Annotated in this window: 17 protein-coding genes; 2 read left to right on the top strand and 15 right to left on the bottom strand. The window is 59.1% G+C overall.

The window, feature by feature from the left end:
• Window positions 1–3: 3 nt before the first annotated feature.
• Together ribF and murJ are read right to left on the bottom strand one after the other, a co-directional pair.
• Window positions 4–942, bottom strand: coding sequence for a bifunctional riboflavin kinase/FAD synthetase (gene ribF, locus LAT62_RS01090; protein WP_293377596.1), 939 nt, complete (start codon window positions 940–942; stop codon window positions 4–6).
• Between the two features lie 53 nt (window positions 943–995).
• Window positions 996–2,534 carry a murein biosynthesis integral membrane protein MurJ gene (murJ, locus tag LAT62_RS01085; protein WP_293377593.1) on the bottom strand — a complete coding sequence of 513 codons (1,539 nt, stop codon included), beginning with the start codon at window positions 2,532–2,534 and terminating at the stop codon, window positions 996–998.
• A 221-nt stretch (window positions 2,535–2,755) separates the two neighbouring features.
• Between murJ and rpsT the strand changes: the two genes are divergently transcribed.
• Window positions 2,756–3,025 (top strand): 30S ribosomal protein S20, encoded by a 270-nt coding sequence (gene rpsT, locus LAT62_RS01080; RefSeq protein WP_293377590.1) that lies wholly within the window; start codon window positions 2,756–2,758, stop codon window positions 3,023–3,025.
• A gap of 96 nt (window positions 3,026–3,121) precedes the next feature.
• Here the strand turns inward: rpsT and LAT62_RS01075 are convergent, their stop codons facing one another.
• From LAT62_RS01075 to cysM, 5 genes are read right to left on the bottom strand one after another with little or no spacing between them, the layout of a single operon-like run.
• Entirely contained in the window at window positions 3,122–3,433 is a 312-nt protein-coding gene (locus LAT62_RS01075; RefSeq protein WP_293377587.1) for a hypothetical protein, read from the bottom strand.
• The gene (locus tag LAT62_RS01070) at window positions 3,433–3,882 is read right to left on the bottom strand and encodes a hypothetical protein (RefSeq protein ID WP_293377584.1); all 450 of its coding nucleotides are present in this window, start codon (window positions 3,880–3,882) and stop codon (window positions 3,433–3,435) included. Before LAT62_RS01070 ends, LAT62_RS01075 begins: the two co-directional genes overlap by 1 nt.
• A gap of 59 nt (window positions 3,883–3,941) precedes the next feature.
• Window positions 3,942–4,778, bottom strand: coding sequence for a nucleoside triphosphate pyrophosphohydrolase (mazG, locus tag LAT62_RS01065; RefSeq protein WP_293377581.1), 837 nt, complete (start codon window positions 4,776–4,778; stop codon window positions 3,942–3,944).
• The gene (gene relA / locus LAT62_RS01060) at window positions 4,775–7,027 is read right to left on the bottom strand and encodes a GTP diphosphokinase (protein WP_293377578.1); all 2,253 of its coding nucleotides are present in this window, start codon (window positions 7,025–7,027) and stop codon (window positions 4,775–4,777) included. Before relA ends, mazG begins: the two co-directional genes overlap by 4 nt.
• An 18-nt stretch (window positions 7,028–7,045) precedes the next feature.
• On the bottom strand, window positions 7,046–7,948 hold the full coding sequence (cysM, locus tag LAT62_RS01055) for a cysteine synthase CysM (protein ID WP_293377575.1): 903 nt from the start codon (window positions 7,946–7,948) through the stop codon (window positions 7,046–7,048).
• A 165-nt stretch (window positions 7,949–8,113) separates the two neighbouring features.
• Between cysM and LAT62_RS01050 the strand changes: the two genes are divergently transcribed.
• On the top strand, window positions 8,114–10,882 hold the full coding sequence (locus LAT62_RS01050) for a response regulator (protein WP_293377572.1): 2,769 nt from the start codon (window positions 8,114–8,116) through the stop codon (window positions 10,880–10,882).
• Window positions 10,883–10,899: 17 nt separating this feature from the next.
• On the opposite strand, the gene acpS is transcribed toward LAT62_RS01050, so the two are convergent.
• From acpS to LAT62_RS01010, 8 genes are all read right to left on the bottom strand, one after another.
• Window positions 10,900–11,286 (bottom strand): holo-ACP synthase, encoded by a 387-nt coding sequence (gene acpS, locus LAT62_RS01045; protein ID WP_293377569.1) that lies wholly within the window; start codon window positions 11,284–11,286, stop codon window positions 10,900–10,902.
• On the bottom strand, window positions 11,283–11,969 hold the full coding sequence (locus LAT62_RS01040) for a DNA repair protein RecO (protein WP_293377566.1): 687 nt from the start codon (window positions 11,967–11,969) through the stop codon (window positions 11,283–11,285). Before LAT62_RS01040 ends, acpS begins: the two co-directional genes overlap by 4 nt.
• On the bottom strand, window positions 11,966–12,898 hold the full coding sequence (gene era, locus LAT62_RS01035; protein WP_293377563.1) for a GTPase Era: 933 nt from the start codon (window positions 12,896–12,898) through the stop codon (window positions 11,966–11,968). Before era ends, LAT62_RS01040 begins: the two co-directional genes overlap by 4 nt.
• A complete protein-coding gene (rnc, locus tag LAT62_RS01030; RefSeq protein ID WP_293377560.1) occupies window positions 12,895–13,578 on the bottom strand; it encodes a ribonuclease III in 684 nt (227 codons plus the stop codon). The genes era and rnc overlap by 4 nt, the downstream gene beginning before the upstream one ends.
• Before the next feature lies 1 nt (window position 13,579).
• Window positions 13,580–13,966, bottom strand: coding sequence for a DUF4845 domain-containing protein (locus tag LAT62_RS01025; RefSeq protein ID WP_293377557.1), 387 nt, complete (start codon window positions 13,964–13,966; stop codon window positions 13,580–13,582).
• A gap of 10 nt (window positions 13,967–13,976) precedes the next feature.
• Entirely contained in the window at window positions 13,977–14,987 is a 1,011-nt protein-coding gene (gene lepB, locus LAT62_RS01020) for a signal peptidase I (protein ID WP_293377554.1), read from the bottom strand.
• Between the two features lie 76 nt (window positions 14,988–15,063).
• Window positions 15,064–16,863: a translation elongation factor 4 gene (gene lepA / locus LAT62_RS01015; RefSeq protein ID WP_293377875.1), complete on the bottom strand. Its 1,800-nt coding sequence runs from the start codon at window positions 16,861–16,863 to the stop codon at window positions 15,064–15,066.
• Window positions 16,864–17,048: 185 nt separating this feature from the next.
• The gene (locus LAT62_RS01010; RefSeq protein WP_293377551.1) at window positions 17,049–18,464 is read right to left on the bottom strand and encodes a DegQ family serine endoprotease; all 1,416 of its coding nucleotides are present in this window, start codon (window positions 18,462–18,464) and stop codon (window positions 17,049–17,051) included.
• Window positions 18,465–18,501 lie beyond the last annotated feature (37 nt).

Genomic DNA, 18,501 nt, shown 5'->3' with positions numbered 1-18,501 from the left:
TATTCAGTCCTCTGGCCCGGCAAACGCGGCGCGGGCAGTTGCGATGTCTTGATGTATCTGTGTCTTCAATTGGTCCAGCGATGCGAACTTGCGGGCGTCGCGCACTTTTTCGATAAACTCAACGGTCAGTGGACGCCCGTACAAGTGCAGATTGTGCTGCAGCAGATGTACTTCGAGCAATGGCCCCAGATGGGCAAAACTCGGCTTGATGCCCACATTGGCAATGGCTGGCAGGCGTTCGCCATCTGTCTCCAGTCGTGCCCACACCCGATAGACACCATTGACGGCACGTCTGTGGTGGCCGATGGCAATATTGGCCGTGGGGAAACCGAGCTGCCGGCCCAGTTGCTGCCCGTAGATCACCCGGCCCGACATCCGGTAGGGATGCCCGAGCAACATCTCTGCCGTGGCGAAATCTCCGGCCTGCAGCGCCTCCCGGATAGCCGTGCTGCTGACCCGCTGATCGGCAGCGATAAAGGACCGGGTACCCACAGCTGTGAAACCGCGCTCCGGTCCCATTGACTGCAACAGCTCAAGGTCACCGCGGCGGCGGGCACCAAATCTGAAATCATCGCCGACAACAATGTGGCGCGCCCTCAGGTGGCCGCAAAGCCGCTGCAGCACAAAGTCTTCCGGCTCTTCGGCGGCCAGCCGGCCATCGAAGCGCATGACCCAGACCCAGTCCATGCCCATGTCGCGCAAGGCCACGACCTTGTCGCGCAAGGCATACAACCGGGGCGGCGCCGCATCACCCATGAAGAATTCACGCGGTTGCGGCTCAAAGAGAACGACGGCAGTATCCAGTTGATGGCTCTGCCCGTAGTCCAGAAGCCCCTGGAGCAATTGCCGGTGGCCCAGATGAACGCCATCGAAATTGCCCACGGTCACCACCGTTTCTCGCTCGGGCGCCAGTCGGGGCTGTTGTCCTCGCAGTAACTTCACGGCACGCTCATTGCCAAAGGGTGCCGTATTATAACGATGACCGGCTGCTGCGGCTAGCGCGACAGATGAGACGGACGCCACCCCAGCAGCCCCAGGCCGGCCACGTAAACCAGCAGCCCCACACCAATCAGCGCGGCCAGTTGCACTGTGCGCTGCTGCAGGTCGGCCATCAGCCACCATTCCGCAGCCGGCGCCAGCCAGCTCAGCACCAGTGCCATCAGAAGTGCCGATGCGCCAATGGCCAGCGTGCGTCGATGACGCAACAAGGCCAGCGGCTCGAAGTAGCCCTGGCGGGTCAGCATCCAGGCCAGCAAGCCGGCGTTCAGCCAGGCCGAGATCGAGGTCGCCAGGGCCAGACCCACATGCGCCAGCGGCCAGATCAGGATCAGGTTGAACACCATATTGGCCAGCAGCGCTGCGGTGGCGATCTTGACTGGTGTTTTCATGTCCTGGCGGCTGAAAAACCCGGGTGCCAGCACCTTGACCAGCATGAAGGCCGTCAGGCCGAGGGTATAGGCCTGCAGGCTGGCCGTGCTCTGCATCACATCATAGGGCGTCATGGCACCATGGAAAAACAATGTACTCAGGATGGGCGTAGCCAATACCCAGAGCGCCACGGCCGCAGGCACACCCAACAGCAATACCGTGCGCACCGCCCAGGCCAGGCCGTCACGGAAGGCCTGTCGGTCATCTTTTGCAGAGAGAGCGGACAGACTCGGCAGCACCACTGTGCCGATGGCAATCCCGATCACCCCCAGCGGCAGTTCGGTCAGCCGATCGGAATAGTACAGCCAGGCCACACTGCCGCCTTCGAGCCAGGAGGCCAACACCGTATCCAGCAACAGATTGATCTGACTGACACTGACCGCCAGCATGGCCGGCGCCATCAGGAGAAGAATCTTGCGCACCCCCGGATGCTGCGTATCCCACACCGGTCTGGGCAGCAGCGACAGGCGCCACAGGAACGGCACTTGAAACAGCAACTGCGATACACCGGCGATCAGTACACCGAAGGCCAGCGCATGGGCTGGTGTCTCCGCCCAGGGCGTGAGCCAGAGGGCTGCACCGATCAGACTCAGATTGAGCAGTACCGGAGTGAGCGCCGGCACGGCATAGCGGCCATAGGTATTGAGAATGCCGCCGGCAAAAGCCACCAGCGAGATAAAACCCAGATAAGGGAAGGTCCAGCGGATCAGGTCGGCCGTGAGCGCCAGCTTGTCCGGATACTGATGAAAGCCGGAGGCAAACACCCACGCAATGCCGGGTGCGGCAAACCAGGCGAGCACACACAGCGTGAACAGCGAAGCACCCAGTATGGCCAACACCCGGTTGGCCAGATCCTGCACGGCCGCCAGCCCACCGTTTTCCTTGTACTCGGATAGAACCGGCACAAACGCCTGTGCAAAAGCACCTTCGGCAAACAGGCGGCGAAAGAAATTGGGGATCTTGAAGGCCACATAGAAGGCATCTGCCGAATGGGTGGCACCCAGCAGATTGGCCATGACGACATCACGCACCAACCCCAGCACGCGCGACACCATGGTTCCGGCACTGACGATCAGTGAACTCTTGAGCAGTCGCGAATTGGCCATACTGAATCAGTGTTTCCTTGCCCCGGGGTTAACTGACCAACACATCAGCAGCATCCGACCTGCCATGGCCGGATCCGGCATCGTTATAGGAGGGCAGTCTACTGCAAAGCCGCCTTTACTGGAATGCAGTTTGGTTTGACAAGCATGGGCCTCGCGCTTAAAATCGCGCGCCCTGATACCCACATTTATCCTGAATTGGTAAAAGATAGGAGCGCTCAACCGTGGCAAACAATCCTGGTTCTCGTAAACGTGCACGCCAGACCGTGAAGCGGCGTGCCCATAACGCCAGCATGCGCTCTATGGTACGCACGTACGTGAAGAAAGTAGTTGCGCAGATCAATGCCGGTGACTACGAGGCAGCCAAGAAAGCCTTGTCTGCTGCACAGCCCAAACTGGACGGCATGGCTCGCAAGGGTCTGATCTCCAAGAACAAGGCTTCGCGCACCATGAGTCGCCTGTCTGGTCGTATCAAGGCTCTTAAAGAGGCCTGATTGAAGGCTTAGCCCTTTGGGGTAGCCTGACCGGGCACAAAAAAACCAGCCTCTGGCTGGTTTTTTTGTGCCTGACATAAGGTGCTTTCTGCTGCTCTACATGGGCGTTACATACAGGTCGCCGAGCAAACGGGCACATCGGTAGATGATCCAGCCCGCCCAGCCGAAGACGATCAGGGCCGGCACCATAATCATCAGCGGCGTGAGGAAAAACGGAAAGATCAGAAAGCCGACAATCCACACAATCCAGCTCTGCCAGAACATGCGGGTGCCGGCCTTGGCCACGTGATGTCCGGTCTTGCGATAGAGCCACCAGGACCAGAGGCCTGCCGGAATCCATAGCACCAGGGTGAACGCCCCCAGAAAATAGAGCCCAAGTATGCACTTGAGCTGAGTTTCAGTCTGCATCAATCTTCCTCCAGTGCATGCTGTACCGGCAGCCAGAACTCACCGGACAAGTCAGGTGTCCAGGCTCCGGTCGCCCAGCGTATCTGCACCTGCACTTCCGTGCAGTCTCCATGGTGATCGGCCAGCCCCCAGAAAAACTCCCAGGTCCGGCCGTCAGCATCGACAACGCGCTGTTCGACCTGCGCGGAACGCGTCAGGCTGACCGCCTCCGATACCACATCTTCGGCGTTTGCCTCCAGGGCGTCAATCAGGGTAACCGCGCCGGTCGCCTTGATGCGGTCGCGCAATACATCCCAGTCTTCGACAATGGTCTGAAACAGCATCAACCCATCGCCCTCGGAGGAGATCAGCGGATGCGTCGTCGTACACTCGTGCGCTATGGCCGCACCCGGCAGGATCGCCATGAACATTACGGCAAGTGTGCCACGATACGACAGCTTTCTGGACATCAGGATGGATCGCTCCTTTTTTCTGGTGGTGTCTGGTAAAGAATTGAATTCGGTCAGGCTCAGCGAGGCGTCTCACTGCCACCCTTCTTGGCGGCCTGCCACAGGGCATCCATCTCTTCGAGACTGGCTTCCTGCGGTGCTTTTCCCTGAGCCTGCAGCGCCTGCTCGATATACTGAAAGCGCCGGGTGAACTTGTCGTTGGTGCGGCGCAGCGCGCGCTCCGGGTCCAGTTTCAGATGCCGCGCCAGATTCACGGTGGCAAACAATATGTCACCCAGTTCGGCTTCCATATGGTCGATATCGCCACTGGCGCTTGCTTCGCGCAGTTCCGTCAGTTCCGACTCCAGCATGGACCACACCGGGTCGACATGGTTCCAGTCAAAGCCGACTCGGGAGGCTTTCTTCTGCAATTTGGTCGCGCGGGCCATCCCCGGCAGCGCCAGCGGCACATCGCCCAGCACGCTGGCGGGTATTGCCTCTGCAGACGATTTTTCTTCCGCCTTGATACGCTCCCAGTTGGCGGCTACCTGCTGCGTGCTCACGGCATCTGCACCGCGACGACTTTCCAGGGTGCCGTCGGGAAACACATGCGGATGGCGCCGCAGCAATTTGGCGGTGATGTCATGAACAACATCCTGGAAACTGAAATCGCCCCGCTCTTCGGCAAGCCGGGCATAGAAGACCACCTGAAACAGCAGGTCGCCCAGCTCTTCGCGCAAATGCGTCCAATCCTCACGCTCTATGGTGTCGACAACCTCGTACACCTCTTCCAGCGTGTGCGGTACGATGGTGGCAAACGTCTGTTTCAGATCCCAGGGGCAGCCGTCATCCGGATCACGCAGGCGCGCCATCAGAGTCAGCAGATCATCAAGCTGAAAACGCTGCGCCTCACTCATGTGGCACCACTGGCCTGATCAGACAGGCGTCGGCATTCCACGACATTGGGAATCTTCTCGATCTGACTGAAGACCCGACTGAGGCGCTGCAGGCCGTCGATCTCCAGCGTCAGCCTGATGCGGGCGGTGGTCTCCTGCTTGTCGGACAGGGTATTCGCAGCCAGTACATTCACGTGCGAGTTGGCCAGCACCATCATGATATCGCGCAGCAGGCCAGTCCGGTCATGGGCCTCGATAATGACATCCACCGGATAAGCATGATGGACCTCACGCCCCCAGCTGACTTCAATGATGCGCTCCGGCTCCGTGCTGCGCAGTTGCAGCAGGTTCACGCAATCCTCGCGATGAATCGACACCCCTCGACCTTGGGTGACATAGCCAACAATGGCGTCTCCCGGCACCGGCTTGCAGCATTTGGCCATAGTGGTCAACAGGTTGCCCACGCCCTGGATATAAAGGTCACTGTCAACCGAACCGGTATCCCTGGGCCGCGAGGTCGGCAGCTCCCTGATTTCCGGCTCCGGTCGCTGCTCGCGCTCGAGCGCATGCACAACCTGCATCAGGCGCAGATCACCGGCGCCGATAGCAGCAAACAGGTCCTCGGCAGAATTCTGCTTCATGGCGGTGGCCAACTGTGCATAGTCCGGCACCTGCAGGCCAAAGCGCTTGATTTCTCGCTGCAGTGCCTGCCGCCCATCGGCGATATTTTGCTCTCTGTCCTGGGCCTTGAACCAGGCGGCCACCTTGGCGCGCGCACGGGAGGTGTTGACGTAACCGAGATCGCTGTTCAGCCAGTCCCGGCTGGGGTGGCTGTTGGCCCCGGTCAGTACTTCCACTTGGTCACCAATCTGCAGTGTGTGATTGAGCGGCACCATGCGGCCATTGACCTTGGCGCCCCGGCAGGCATGGCCAATTTCGGTATGCACTCTATAGGCGAAGTCGACCGGCGTGGCACCGGAGGGCATATCCACGATGTGGCCTTCCGGGGTCAGCACATAGATGCGGTCATTGATGACCTCGCGTTGCACATCATCAACACCCTGGTCCACTTCAGCCAGCTCGTCATGCCACTCCAGAACCTGGCGCAACCAGGCCATCTTGTCTTCATAGCCCTGGCTGGCCGAACGTACGTCGGTGCCCTTGTAGCGCCAATGTGCACACACACCCAACTCCGCATCTTCATGCATCTGTTCGGTGCGGATCTGGATTTCCACCACCTTGCCCTCCGGCCCGATCACCGCCGTATGCAGCGAGCGGTACCCATTGGGCTTGGGTGAGGCGATGTAGTCGTCAAATTCCTTGGGAATATTGCGCCAGGTGGAGTGCACGATACCCAGCACGCTGTAACAGTCACGCACCTCGGGCACCATGATGCGCACGGCACGGATATCATACACCTGGGAGAAACTGATGTTCTTGCGCTGCATCTTGCGCCAGATCGAATAGATGTGCTTGACCCGGCCATTCACCTTGCCCTGAATGCTGGCTTCATCCAGTTTCTGCTGCAGGGTGGCAATGACTTCCCGGACATAGGCTTCGCGCGCCAACCGCTTTTCATCCAGCAGGCGTGCAATTTTCTTGTATTCCGTGGGGTACAGATAGCGGAACGAGAGGTCTTCCAGTTCCCATTTGACATGGCCGACCCCCAGCCGGTGCGCCAGCGGGGCATAGACATCGAACACCTCGCGAGCCACCCGGTGACGCTTGGCGGCCGGACTGTTCTTCACCGCCCGGATGGCGCAGGTCCGTTCGGCAATCTTGATCAGTGCCACACGCACGTCGTTGATCATGGCCACCAGCATGCGACGCACATTTTCCGCCTGAGAGCCACTCTGGCCGAGCACCGCCTTGCGCGTACCGCGATGCTTCTGCTGGATGGCCGCCATGCGCAGCACGCCTTCTACCAGGTTGGCCACCTGCGGGCCAAACTGGTCACGCACGGTTTCAAGCTGCAGCTTGCCCTCGCGCACACTGCGATACAGGACGGCGGCTTCCAGCGTCTCCTGGTCCATGTTCAGGCCGGCCAGTATCTCGGCCATTTCCAGACCGGTGCGGAAACTGCTGGTGACATCCGACCAAATGTGTTCTGCGCCCAGAGCTTCTTCTTCGGCCCGCCGGGCTATGCGACAGGCACGCAGCAACTCATCTTCATCGAGCAATACAGTGCGATCTCTCAGCCGCTGCATCCAGGCTTCAAGATTGACTGTACCGTCCATGGATACCGGCTGTTCGTCTCTGACTTTAACCATTTCAGACCTCGTACAGCGTCAGCGCGACGCGAATACCCCGGTCGAGAGGTAACGGTCGCCGCGGTCGCAGATGATGGCGACGATCACTGCGTTCTCAAGCCTTTTTGACAACTCCAGCGCTGCCCAGACCGAGCCCCCGGAGGACACACCGCAGAATATGCCTTCTTCACTGGCCAGCCGCCGCATGGTGTCTTCGGCCGCCTGCTGCGGTATATCAATAATTTCGTCCACCCGCTGCCGCTCGAAGATCGACGGCAGATAGGCTTCCGGCCAGCGCCGGATACCCGGTATCTGTGCGCCGTCAGCCGGCTGCAACCCTACGATACAGACATCCGGATTCTGCTCCTTGAGATATCTCGACACCCCCATGATGGTGCCCGTGGTACCCATGGAACTGACAAAATGAGTTACCTTGCCCTGCGTCTGCGCCCAGATTTCTGGGCCTGTGCCCTCATAGTGGGCACGCGGGTTGTCCAGATTCCCGAACTGGTTCAGCACCAGGCCTTCGCCCCGAGCCTGCAGCGTGTCGGCCAGATCTCTTGCACCTTCCATGCCTTCTTCCTGGCTCACCAGAATCAATTCGGCACCAAAGGCAGCCATAGACGCCTTGCGCTCTGCACTCATGTGATCCGGCATGATCAGCTTCATGCGATACCCCATGATGGCTGCAGCCATGGCCAGGGCGATTCCGGTATTGCCACTGGTGGCTTCAATCAGCGTGTCACCCGGCTTGATGTCGCCTCGTGCCTGGGCCTGCCGGATCATCGACACGGCTGGCCTGTCCTTGACGGACCCTGCGGGATTATTCCCTTCCAGCTTGCCCAGAATGACATTGCTGGTATCGCCCGGCAGGCGCTGCAGCTTCACCAGCGGTGTGTTGCCTACAAAGTCTGCAATGGTCGGGAAATCGTCAGAGGCCATGCTGCCCTCGCTGTCAGATCAATCATGCATTTTCAGGGTGCGTTTTTCTGGGAGCGTAGTGTACCGACTATGGCTGCACATGGGTAATCTAGTTCAGGAAATTGACGCTGGCCACGCCCGGCTTTACTCTCCCTATGTCGAGAGCACCACCGGTAGCCATAAATCATGCAATCCAGCCTGCACCGCCGACTCCTCCAGCTGGCTCTGATTCCGGCCCTGGTGTTTGCCCTGCTGCTGGCCGTCTACTTTGCGCTCACCCAGATCTGGCAGTCACAGCAGCAGTTCCGCACCCAGACCCAAGTTCTGACCCAGGCCGTCACGCCCTCGGTGATCGCGGCGTTGCGCCTGGAAGATCAACAGCTGCTGGAGCGCGCGGCGCAGGACATTCTCAATGTGCCGCAGGCACGTGCGGTGCAGATACTGCACCAGGATGGCAGCGTCACGCTCGGACGGGGTGCCCAGGTCGAGCTGGCCGACCAGAACACTGACGCACTGCCCAATACCCTGACCCGCTTTCAGGACGGCAACTGGCACCGCCTGATCGCGCCACTGTATATTGATGCCGACGCCACGGCGCCACAGGGCTGGCTGCAGATCGACTTTTCAACCAATGACCTGACGCTCAACAATTATCGACTGATCTCTCTGGGCGCACTGATTTCCGTTGGTGGTGTGGGCCTTATCTGGCTGCTTGTGCTTGCCCTGGGTCGCCCGATCACCCGACCCTTTTACCAGGTCCTCGACACCCTGCGTGATCTGTCAGAGGGTCGTCTGGATCAGCGCACGGAACTGGCGCGCGGTGGCGACCTGCGCGCCCTTGGTGAAGGGGTAAACCGCCTGGCCGAGGATCTGGAAAACGCACGGGATGAAATGCAGCAGAGTGTCGATCAGGCAACGCAGGATCTGCGGGAAACACTGGAAACCCTCGAGATCCAGAATATCCAGTTGAGCTCGGCACGCCGCGAAGCCATGGAAGCCAATGAGGCCAAAACCCAGTTTCTGGCCAACATGAGCCATGAAATCCGCACCCCGCTGAATGGCGTGATCGGCTTCATAAAGCTGCTGGATCGCACCTCACTGGACCAGAAACAGCGCGACTATGTCACCACCATTCGCCAGTCGTCAGAGAGTCTGCTGGTGATCATCAACGACATTCTCGATTTCCTGAAACTGGACGCTGGCAAGCTGGAACTGGAACGGCGGCAGATCAATCTGCGCGAACTGGTGGAAGATGTCCTCGACATGATGGCCCCCATTGCCCATGAGAAGTCGCTCGAACTGGCCATCATGGTCTATGACGATGTACCGCAACAGGTGGTTGGCGATCCATTGCGTCTGCGCCAGGTGATCACCAATCTGGTCAATAATGCCGTCAAATTCACAGACGAAGGCCATGTGGTGGTGCGCGTCGCCTCCGAAGGCCAGTCTTCCACCCACCATCGGGTGCGTCTGGCCGTAACCGACACCGGCCCCGGCATTTCCAGAGACAAGCAGAAAACCCTGTTTCGGGCCTTCAGCCAGGCAGATGCTTCAACCTCCAGACGTTTTGGCGGTACCGGACTTGGCCTGATCATCTGTCAGCGTCTGGTGCAGCAAATGTCCGGCAAGATCGAGGTGGACAGTGTTGAAGGAGAAGGCGCCACCTTCGCGGTGCTGATCGATTTCGAGCAGGCTGCCAGTACCGAGCAGGAACAGTCTTCAGCGACCGTCATGACCGGGGTACGCACCTGGCTCTGGGAGCCGGAAGAATTGCCTGCTCTGGCGCTGCGCCATCATCTTGAACGCTGGGGCATGACAGTGGACAGTCTGGAGACCGGTACCCTGCCCGACCTGACGACAGAGCCTGCTGTTGCGGGACAAATACTGTTGCTGACTTGGCGGCCGGAGCAGGCGGAATGGCTGCACACACTGACGCAACAGGCCCGGGAGCAGGACACCCCGGTACTGATCATGACCCGACACAATGACCAAAGTGATGCCCTGCGTGAACTGGAGCAACTGGCCAGCGGCATGCTGACCAAACCGGTGCGGCAACGGCGGTTGCGCTCCCTGTGTGAACAGGTTCTGAAAGCCGACAGCCAGATGCAGGCCGACACACCCGCTCGCCTGCCCCGCATACTGCTGGTGGACGACAATGAGACCAACCGAAAACTGCTCGAAGCGTTTCTCAGTGACTATGGCATTCAGCCAGACGAAGCAGAAGACGGCAGTGACGCCATGGCCCACATCAGCCAACACCATTATGACCTGGTGTTCATGGACATACAGATGCCCGTGATGGACGGCATTACGGCAACCCGGGAAATCAGGCGCCACGAAACCGCAGACAAGCACCTGCCTGTCATTGCCTTGACGGCCCATGCCTTGCCGCAGGAACAGGATGATCTGATGCGCTCGGGCTTTGATGACTACATCACCAAACCCATCAGTGAACAGCAGCTTATTCAGTCCATTCTGCACTGGACCGGCACGGACCTGCAGGCCGGCGCCCGACATCAGGCACCCTCGTTGCCGCAGCCCGCGGGTGACGATGTCGAACCGGCACCTGAAGCAGGCGCCGATGCCAATCTGCCGGTCGATTTTGCTATTGGCTTGCGCCGGGCCGGAGGCAAAGGCACGTTGGCTCGCGAGATGTTCCAGGGCTTGCTGGACCAGCTTTATGAGAGCCAGTGGCATCTGGCGTCCTTGCTGGGTACCGATCAGGATATGCTGCTGGAGCGGGTTCATTCACTCCACGGGGTCACCCGCTATTGCGGTGTCATGGAACTGGAAGCCACGCTGCACGAGCTTGAAAGCCTGCTCAAACAGCAGGAAACGGACCAAATTCCCGGCGCCCTGGCCAAAGTCCAGGCGGCCATGGACCGGGTGCTGCAGTGGAGTGAACAGGAAAACTGGGAGCAATGGCTGGAAGAAGCCAGCAATCCGGCGCTATAGCGCTCTGATGCCTTCCTTCAGGCGTCGCCAAGATCGATCACAGCAAAAGCCACAGCAAATTCCGCCTCATCGGACAGGGTCAGCCAGCATTGCCCACCACCCAGCTGCTGCAGCCGATCGGCGGCCCCGCCCAGCAGGGTGACCTCCGGTCGACCCAGATCATTGTTGCCGATTTCCATGCTCTGAAACCCGACGCCGCCCCGAATGCCGGTTCCCAGCGCCTTGGCAATGGCTTCCTTGGCGGCCCAGCGTTTGGCGAGAAAGCGAACAGGCTGGTTCAGTTTTGCGAACTTCTGGCGCTCACCCGGTGTCAGGATGCGCTCAGCCATGCGCTCGCCATGACGCTGCCAGGCACCTTCCATGCGCGCAATGCGCACTATGTCCGTTCCAATACCGATGATCATGCGGAATGATCCTCCTGCCTGAAAGCGGCCCTGAACAGGTCGCGGCTGCTCAGCGCCTGCTCGCCGAGTTGCGCCTTCAGTGCCTGCCGGAAAACAGCTTTGGCCACGCGGCGCACCTCCTGGTCGGCATAGTGATTCCGGTCGATGCCGAGCAGGCTCTGTCCGGGGAAAGGCCCCTGTGTCGAGAAGATGAATCGGTTGTGACCGTCGAACCGATAGTGTCGGTCGGCCTGTATCGGATCGCCATTGGTATCTTCGGCAAAGTCTACCGCAAAACCCAGCTCAGCCAGCAGCCGGCGCTCGAAATAGCGCAAAAGTGGCTCTGCCGGCTCTCCTGCCTGCAGGGCCTTCAGGGTCGCGTAATAGGTGCCGAACAGGTCTTCGGCGTTGACCCAGCGCGGTACCAGCCGGCCGCACAGCTCATTGATGTAGAGCGCCAGATAAGCCGCCCTGCCCTGCAGTCGCAGCAGCGGGCCAGCCATTTCCAGATGCCGGCATTGCTGCCACTCATCACGGCCCTGAAGCTCGGCATGATAGGGTTGATACAGATAAACCGGGTCGCTGCCACGAAAGTGCGCCGTCACCTGGCCCTGCTCGGCGGTCAGCAGACGCAGCAACCAGCTTTCTTCCCGATACGGGGTACGTTGCAAAACGAAAGCATTGACCGGCGGCAGCCCGATCATTCGTCCCGATAACCCAGGCTGCGCAGTGCCCGTTCATCATCAGACCAGCCCGCCTTGACCTTGACCCAGAGATTCAGCATCACCTTGGCGTCCAGCAACCGTTCGATATCCTTGCGCGCGTCGGTCCCGATCTGCTTCAGCCGGCTTCCGCCGGAGCCGATCACGATGCGCTTCTGTCCATCCCGCTCCACCAGAATGAGGGCATGAATTCTTGTCAGGCCACCATCCTGCTCCCAGGACTCGATTTCAACCGTTGCGGCATAGGGCAATTCTTCTCCCAACTGGCGCATCAGCTTTTCCCGAATGATCTCGGCGGTCATGAACCGCATCGTGCGATCAGTGATCTGATCATCCGGAAACAGATGTGTTCCTGCCGGCATGTTGGCCAGCAACCAGGCCCGGACAGGCTCCAGGTTCTGCTCATGCAAGGCTGAAATGGGGAATACTTCGGCGAACTCCCGTCTCGGTTGCAGTTTCTCGATATACGGCAACAGCACGCCTCGATCGTCAAGCTGATCCACCTTGTTGATCACCAGAGCAACCGGGCAGCGCACTGACTCCAGGTGCCGCAACACCAGCTCGTCTTCCTCGGTCCAGTGTGTCCGGTCAACCAGAAACAGCACCAGGTCCACATCGCGCAGACTGGAAAGGGCCGACCGGTTCATGAACTGATTCATGGCCCGATTGCCCGGGTCATGAATGCCGGGCGTATCGACAAAGATGATCTGGTACTCGCCTTCGGTCAGGATGCCCAGAATGCTGTGCCGCGTGGTCTGCGGCTTGCGTGAGGTAATGCTGAGCTTCTGGCCCAACAGGTGATTCATCAGCGTCGACTTGCCCACATTGGGGCGGCCGACAATGGCCACATAACCGCAGTGCGACTGCTCGTTGCCGGTTGCTTCTATAGTGCCCTGATCAGGCTCGTTCATGTTTGCTGCCCCAATTGGCGAAGAGTTTTACGTGCTGCGGCCTGTTCTGCGCCACGACGACTTGTATCGGAGGCAAGCACCGAGTCTGCAAGCTGGTCTACCGTGCAACTGACGGTGAATGTCTGATTATGGGCCTGACCGGAAATATCAACCACCTCATATCGAGGCAGTGGTGATCCCTGGCCCTGCTGGTATTCCTGCAGGCGGGTCTTCGGGTCCTTCATCATCTGTTCCGGGTCGGTGTTCTCGAGCCGGCTCTGCCACCAGGCCAGCACGCGTGCCTGTGCGATGGCCATGCCACCATCCAGGCTGATCGCCCCGATCAGCGCTTCCACAGTGTCGGCCAGAATGGAAGCCCGGCGGTGTCCGCCACTTTTCAATTCCCCGGGACCGAGTCGCAACCAGGGACCGAGATCGAATTCGCGCGCGATATCGGCCAGTGTTTCCCCTCTGACCTGAGCAGCACGGTAGCGACTCAGTTCACCTTCGCTGGCTTTCGGAAACTGCTCGAACAGTGCCTGGGCAATCGTGCAGTTGAGGATGGCATCTCCCAGAAACTCCAGACGTTCATTGTTGTCCACACCATGGCTGCGATGCGTCAATGCCTGCAGCAGCAAGCCACGGTCATTGAACTCATAGCCCAGCCGCTGCTGAATGCGTGCAAAATCATTGGTGTTCATATCAGTAGGTGTACTGCTCGTTGAATGAAGCTACAGCGTCCACATTGAACATCACGGGTACACGACGCTCATACTCCAGGGTGATGGTCACCGGATTGCGGCCGGAGAAGGTGAAGACACTGTTGTCCAGGTTGACCTGATTCACCCGCGCCCGACGCTGAAAACTGTCCAGGAATTCGCGCCGGTCAAACTCACCGCTGGTGCCCTCCAGCGTGTTCTCGACGATAGAGCGCGCATACATGAACTCAACATAGACGGGCACCAGACGCACCGCCAGCATGACAAAAAATAGGACCACAACCAGGATCAACAGCAGTATCAGCTTGCCCGCTCCACGCTGACGGCCAGGCAATCCGGGTTGATGCGCGCGCATTGGCTCAGAATTCATGCATTTTGCCTCAATGTATCAGGCCAAACCGGCTGAAAGACGGCACGGTAAACAGGCTGGGCCAGAACATCCAGCGCAACACAGCCTTGCCCTGCAGTTCCCGACCGTCAACAAACGGGCTGGTGCCATATTGCTGCTGCCAGAACCGCGAATCCAGTGAGTTGTCGCGATTGTCACCCACCACAAAATAATGCCCCTCGGGTACCTGCATGTCCAGAGGCGGCCAGTTCGGGGTGGGCGAGTTGTCGAACTGATAGATTTCGTAGGTGTGCTCACCATGCGTTTCTTCATAGAGACTGATGGAGCGACCCCGTTCGGTACGCTGCTCGATGCGGTCGCGCACGACCAGCTCACCGTTGACCCAGAAATCTCGGGATTGATAGTCGTAGCGGACATGGTCGCCGCCCTTGGCCATCACCCGCTTGATGTAGTTCTGGTTTTCGCGGTGCGGGGGCTTGAACACCATCACATCGCCATGCGCCGGCTCATCAACCGGAAAGAGCACTGTCTTGGCTACCGGCAAACGGACCCCGTAGGAATGCTTGTTCACCAGCAGAAAATCACCGACGAGCAGTGTAGGCCGCATGGATTCGGAGGGAATCTGATAAGGCTCGAAGAGAAAGGAGCGCAATACCACGACCAGCGCCAATACCGGAAAAAAGCTCTTCGAGTATTCGACAATGCTGCTGTCGGTGCGTGCCAGTCGCCCGGTATCCTCATCGTCGGAGGCCACCGCTATAGCCTTGCGATGGCGCCGCATCAGCAACCTGTCCAGCAAGGTGATCAAGCCCGCATAGAGCGTGCCGATAATCAGCAGCAGCGCAAGGTCCCGGCTGTCCTGAATGGCCAGCCAGAGCACCAGAATGATCAACGGAGCGCCCAGCAACTGGGTCGGGTAACTCCAGGGTCTGCTTTTCAGTAGCGGGGCGACCGCGCTGGCGTCTGCGCCGGCGCGTACCTGCTCCGCAGCCATGGCCAGACGCCGGCGCTCCAGGACAAAAACATCAACCAGCCAGAACACAGCCAGTACCGTTAACGCTAAGGTAGCCAGTTGATACACCTTGTCCCTCTCTGTCTCGATTCGTTACCGGAAAAGCTCAGCCGTCTGCCTTCAGAACAGCCAGAAACGCATCCTGTGGTATTTCCACATTGCCAACCTGCTTCATCCGCTTCTTGCCCTGCTTCTGCTTTTCCAGCAGTTTCTTTTTACGTGTCACGTCACCGCCGTAGCATTTCGCGGTCACATTCTTGCGCAGCGCCTTGACGGTGCTGCGCGAGACCACCTGGCGCCCTATGGCAGCCTGAATAGCCACATCGAACATTTGCCGGGGTATCAGTTCTTTCATCTTCTCACAGAGTGCCCGTCCGCGACTGTGAACCTGATCACGGTGCATGATGACTGCCAGCGCGTCGACCTTGTCGCCGTTGACCAGAATATCCAGTCGCACCATGGGTGCGGCTTCGTAGCGGTCGAAGCTGAAGTCCAGTGACGCAAACCCGCGACTGACAGACTTCAGGCGGTCAAAGAAATCCAGCACCACTTCGTGCATCGGCATGTCGTAAATCACATTCACCTGACTGCCAGTGAACTGCATATCCACCTGTATACCCCGTTTTTCCGTGCACAGGGTAATGACATTGCCCAGATGTTCCTGCGGTACCAGTATATTGGCGCGCACAATGGGCTCGCGAATCTCTTCAATGGCACCCGGGTCGGGCAACCGGGACGGGTTGTCCACATGGACTATGCTGCCATCGGACTTGACCACCTCGAAGACTACCGTCGGCGCCGTGGTGATAAGATCCAGGTTGTACTCGCGCTCCAGACGCTCCTGAATAATCTCCATGTGGAGCATCCCCAGGAAACCACAACGGAAACCGAAACCCAGGGCATCCGAACTTTCCGGCTCATAAAACAGGGACGCGTCATTGAGGCTCAGCTTTTCCAGCGCGTCGCGAAAATCTTCGTAATCATCCGAGTTTACGGTAAAAAGACCTGCATAGACCTGCGGCTTAACCTTCTGGAAACCGGGTAACTGGGCCACTTCCGGCGTCTTGGAAGAGGTAATGGTGTCACCCACGGGCGCGCCGTGAATGTCCTTGATGCCGGCAACGATATAACCCACCTCGCCCGCCTTGAGTTCGGCGCAGTTGTGCCGCTTGGGATCGAAATAACCGACCTCATCGACGCCATGGGCCTTGCCGGTGCTCTTGATCAGGATCTTGTCTCCTTTGCGCAGCCGACCGTGGCGGATACGCACCAGCGAGACCACGCCCAGATAGTTGTCAAACCAGGAGTCGATGATCAGCGCCTGCAGCGGGCCGTCTATATTGCCCGTCGGCGGAGGCACTCGCCTGACCAGTTCTTCCAGCACGTCTTCCACGCCTTCACCGCTCTTCGCACTGCAGCGCACGGCATTCATCGCCTCCAGGCCAATGACAGTCTCGATCTCTTCGGCAACGCGCTCGGGCTCGGCCTGGGGCAGATCAATCTTGTTCAGAATGGGGATGACTTCGAGGTCCTGCTCGATGGCGGTATAGCAGTTGGCAACTGACTGGGCTTCCACACCCTGGGCGGCATCCACCACCAGCAGAGCACCCTCACAGGCAAACAGCGAACGTGAGACTTCATAGCTGAAGTCAACATGCCCGGGCGTGTCGATGAAGTTGAGCTGATAAGTCTTGCCATCGCGCGCCTTGTAGTTGAGCGTCACACTCTGGGCCTTGATGGTAATGCCGCGCTCCCGCTCGATATCCATGCTGTCGAGCACCTGCTCGGCCATTTCCCGCTGGGTCAGACCTCCGCAGACCTGAATGAATCGATCCGCCAGCGTCGATTTGCCATGATCGATGTGGGCAATGATGCTGAAATTGCGGATATGGGAAAGATCACTCAGTTGTTCGCTCACGAAATCAGGGCCTTTGTCATGCTTGCAGCCGCGCACCGTCTGTACCGTCGAAACAGGGTCTCGCCGGGCGGCTGAGCGGGTGAAATGAAACGGGCATGGATTCTAATCAATTGGGGGGCAAATGGCTATGGCCGGGCGCCCATTGCGGTGCCCGGCCATAGCGGCTGACCTGATCAGCTCAGACCGATGGAGATAAACCGTGTTGTGCCATCACGAACAATCCGCAATGCGATACGGCGGCCTTCCGGCAGGTTGGCCATGACCTGTTCGAACTCTTCCACCGATGTCACGAACTGGCCATGCACCATAGTGATGATATCGCCCTCCCGCAATCCGGCATCTGCAGCCGGCCCGGAAAGGACATCCGTCACATAGACTCCGCCATCGGCAATCTCGCGGGCTTCCTCGCGATTGAGGTCACGCACGATGATGTTGAGCGGATTCGCGGCTTCCATATCCGGCTCATCGGACGGCGCCTGGCCAATTACCATGCCTTCGTCATGGGGCAGACTTCCGACTTCCAGGGGCAAGGTTATTTCTTCTCCGCTGCGCAACACGAGCAGATCGACCTCAGTGCCCGGTCGGGTAGCACCCACCATGGGTGCGAGATCGGAGTAGCGATTCACTTCCCGACCATCGAATTCAAGTATCAGGTCACCCGGCCGCAGGCCGGCTTCCCGGGCAGGGGTATCATCGTACACATGCACCACCAGAGCGCCGATCGCCCGATCCAGACCAAAGGATTCTGCGAGGTCAGGGTCGTCGTTGTAGCTGTCATCCATCGCAATTCCCAGCCAGCCGCGCGAGACTCTGCCTTCAGTCTGCAACTGATCGACGATGTCCATCACCAGATTGGAGGGAATGGCAAATGACAGCCCCATGAACCCGCCGGACCGGGTGTAGATCTGGGAATTGATGCCCACCACTTCCCCCTCTATGTTGAACAGCGGGCCACCGGAATTACCGGGATTGATAGCCACGTCGGACTGAATGAACGGCACATAGCGCTCACCCAGACTGCGCCCTTTGGCCGACACAATGCCGGCGGTAACGGAATAATCCATGCCGAACGGTGCACCTATGGCCAGCACCCACTCACCGACGTTCAATGCATCCGAATCACCGATGGTTACCGCAGGCAGGCCCTCGGCATCAACCTTCAGCACGGCAATGTCTGACGACTCGTCCTTGCCCACAATTTCTGCACGGAAGATTCGATGGTCGCTGGTGCGCACCCGCACTTCCGTGGCGTTATTGATCACATGATGGTTGGTGACAATATAACCGTCTTCAGAAATGATGAAACCCGACCCCTGAGAGCGCCGGGGCTGCGGCTGCTGAGGCATGCCCGGTATCTGGTCACCAAAGAAGTCACGGAACAGGTCTGGCATCTCGCGACCTTCTGGCTCCCGCATCTGCTGGCTGCGCTGGCGCTCCGTATCCGCCTCAACCCTTACCACTTTGGCGGACTGGTCGCGCACCAGCTCGGAAAAATCAGGCAGTTGCTGTGCCTGGGCGGCGCCAGCCAGCAACATCATGATCAGCACACTTGCCCAAACCGGACTCCAACCCGCAAACCTCAGTCGCATACCATGTCTCCGCTGTTCAAACCGTTTAACATCAGCT

This window comes from Natronospirillum sp. (assembly GCF_022565775.1).
In the GTDB taxonomy this organism is placed as follows: Bacteria; Pseudomonadota; Gammaproteobacteria; order Pseudomonadales; family Natronospirillaceae; genus Natronospirillum.
Note: the sequence above shows the minus strand (reverse complement) of the source record. Positions and strands in the feature narration are given on the sequence as shown.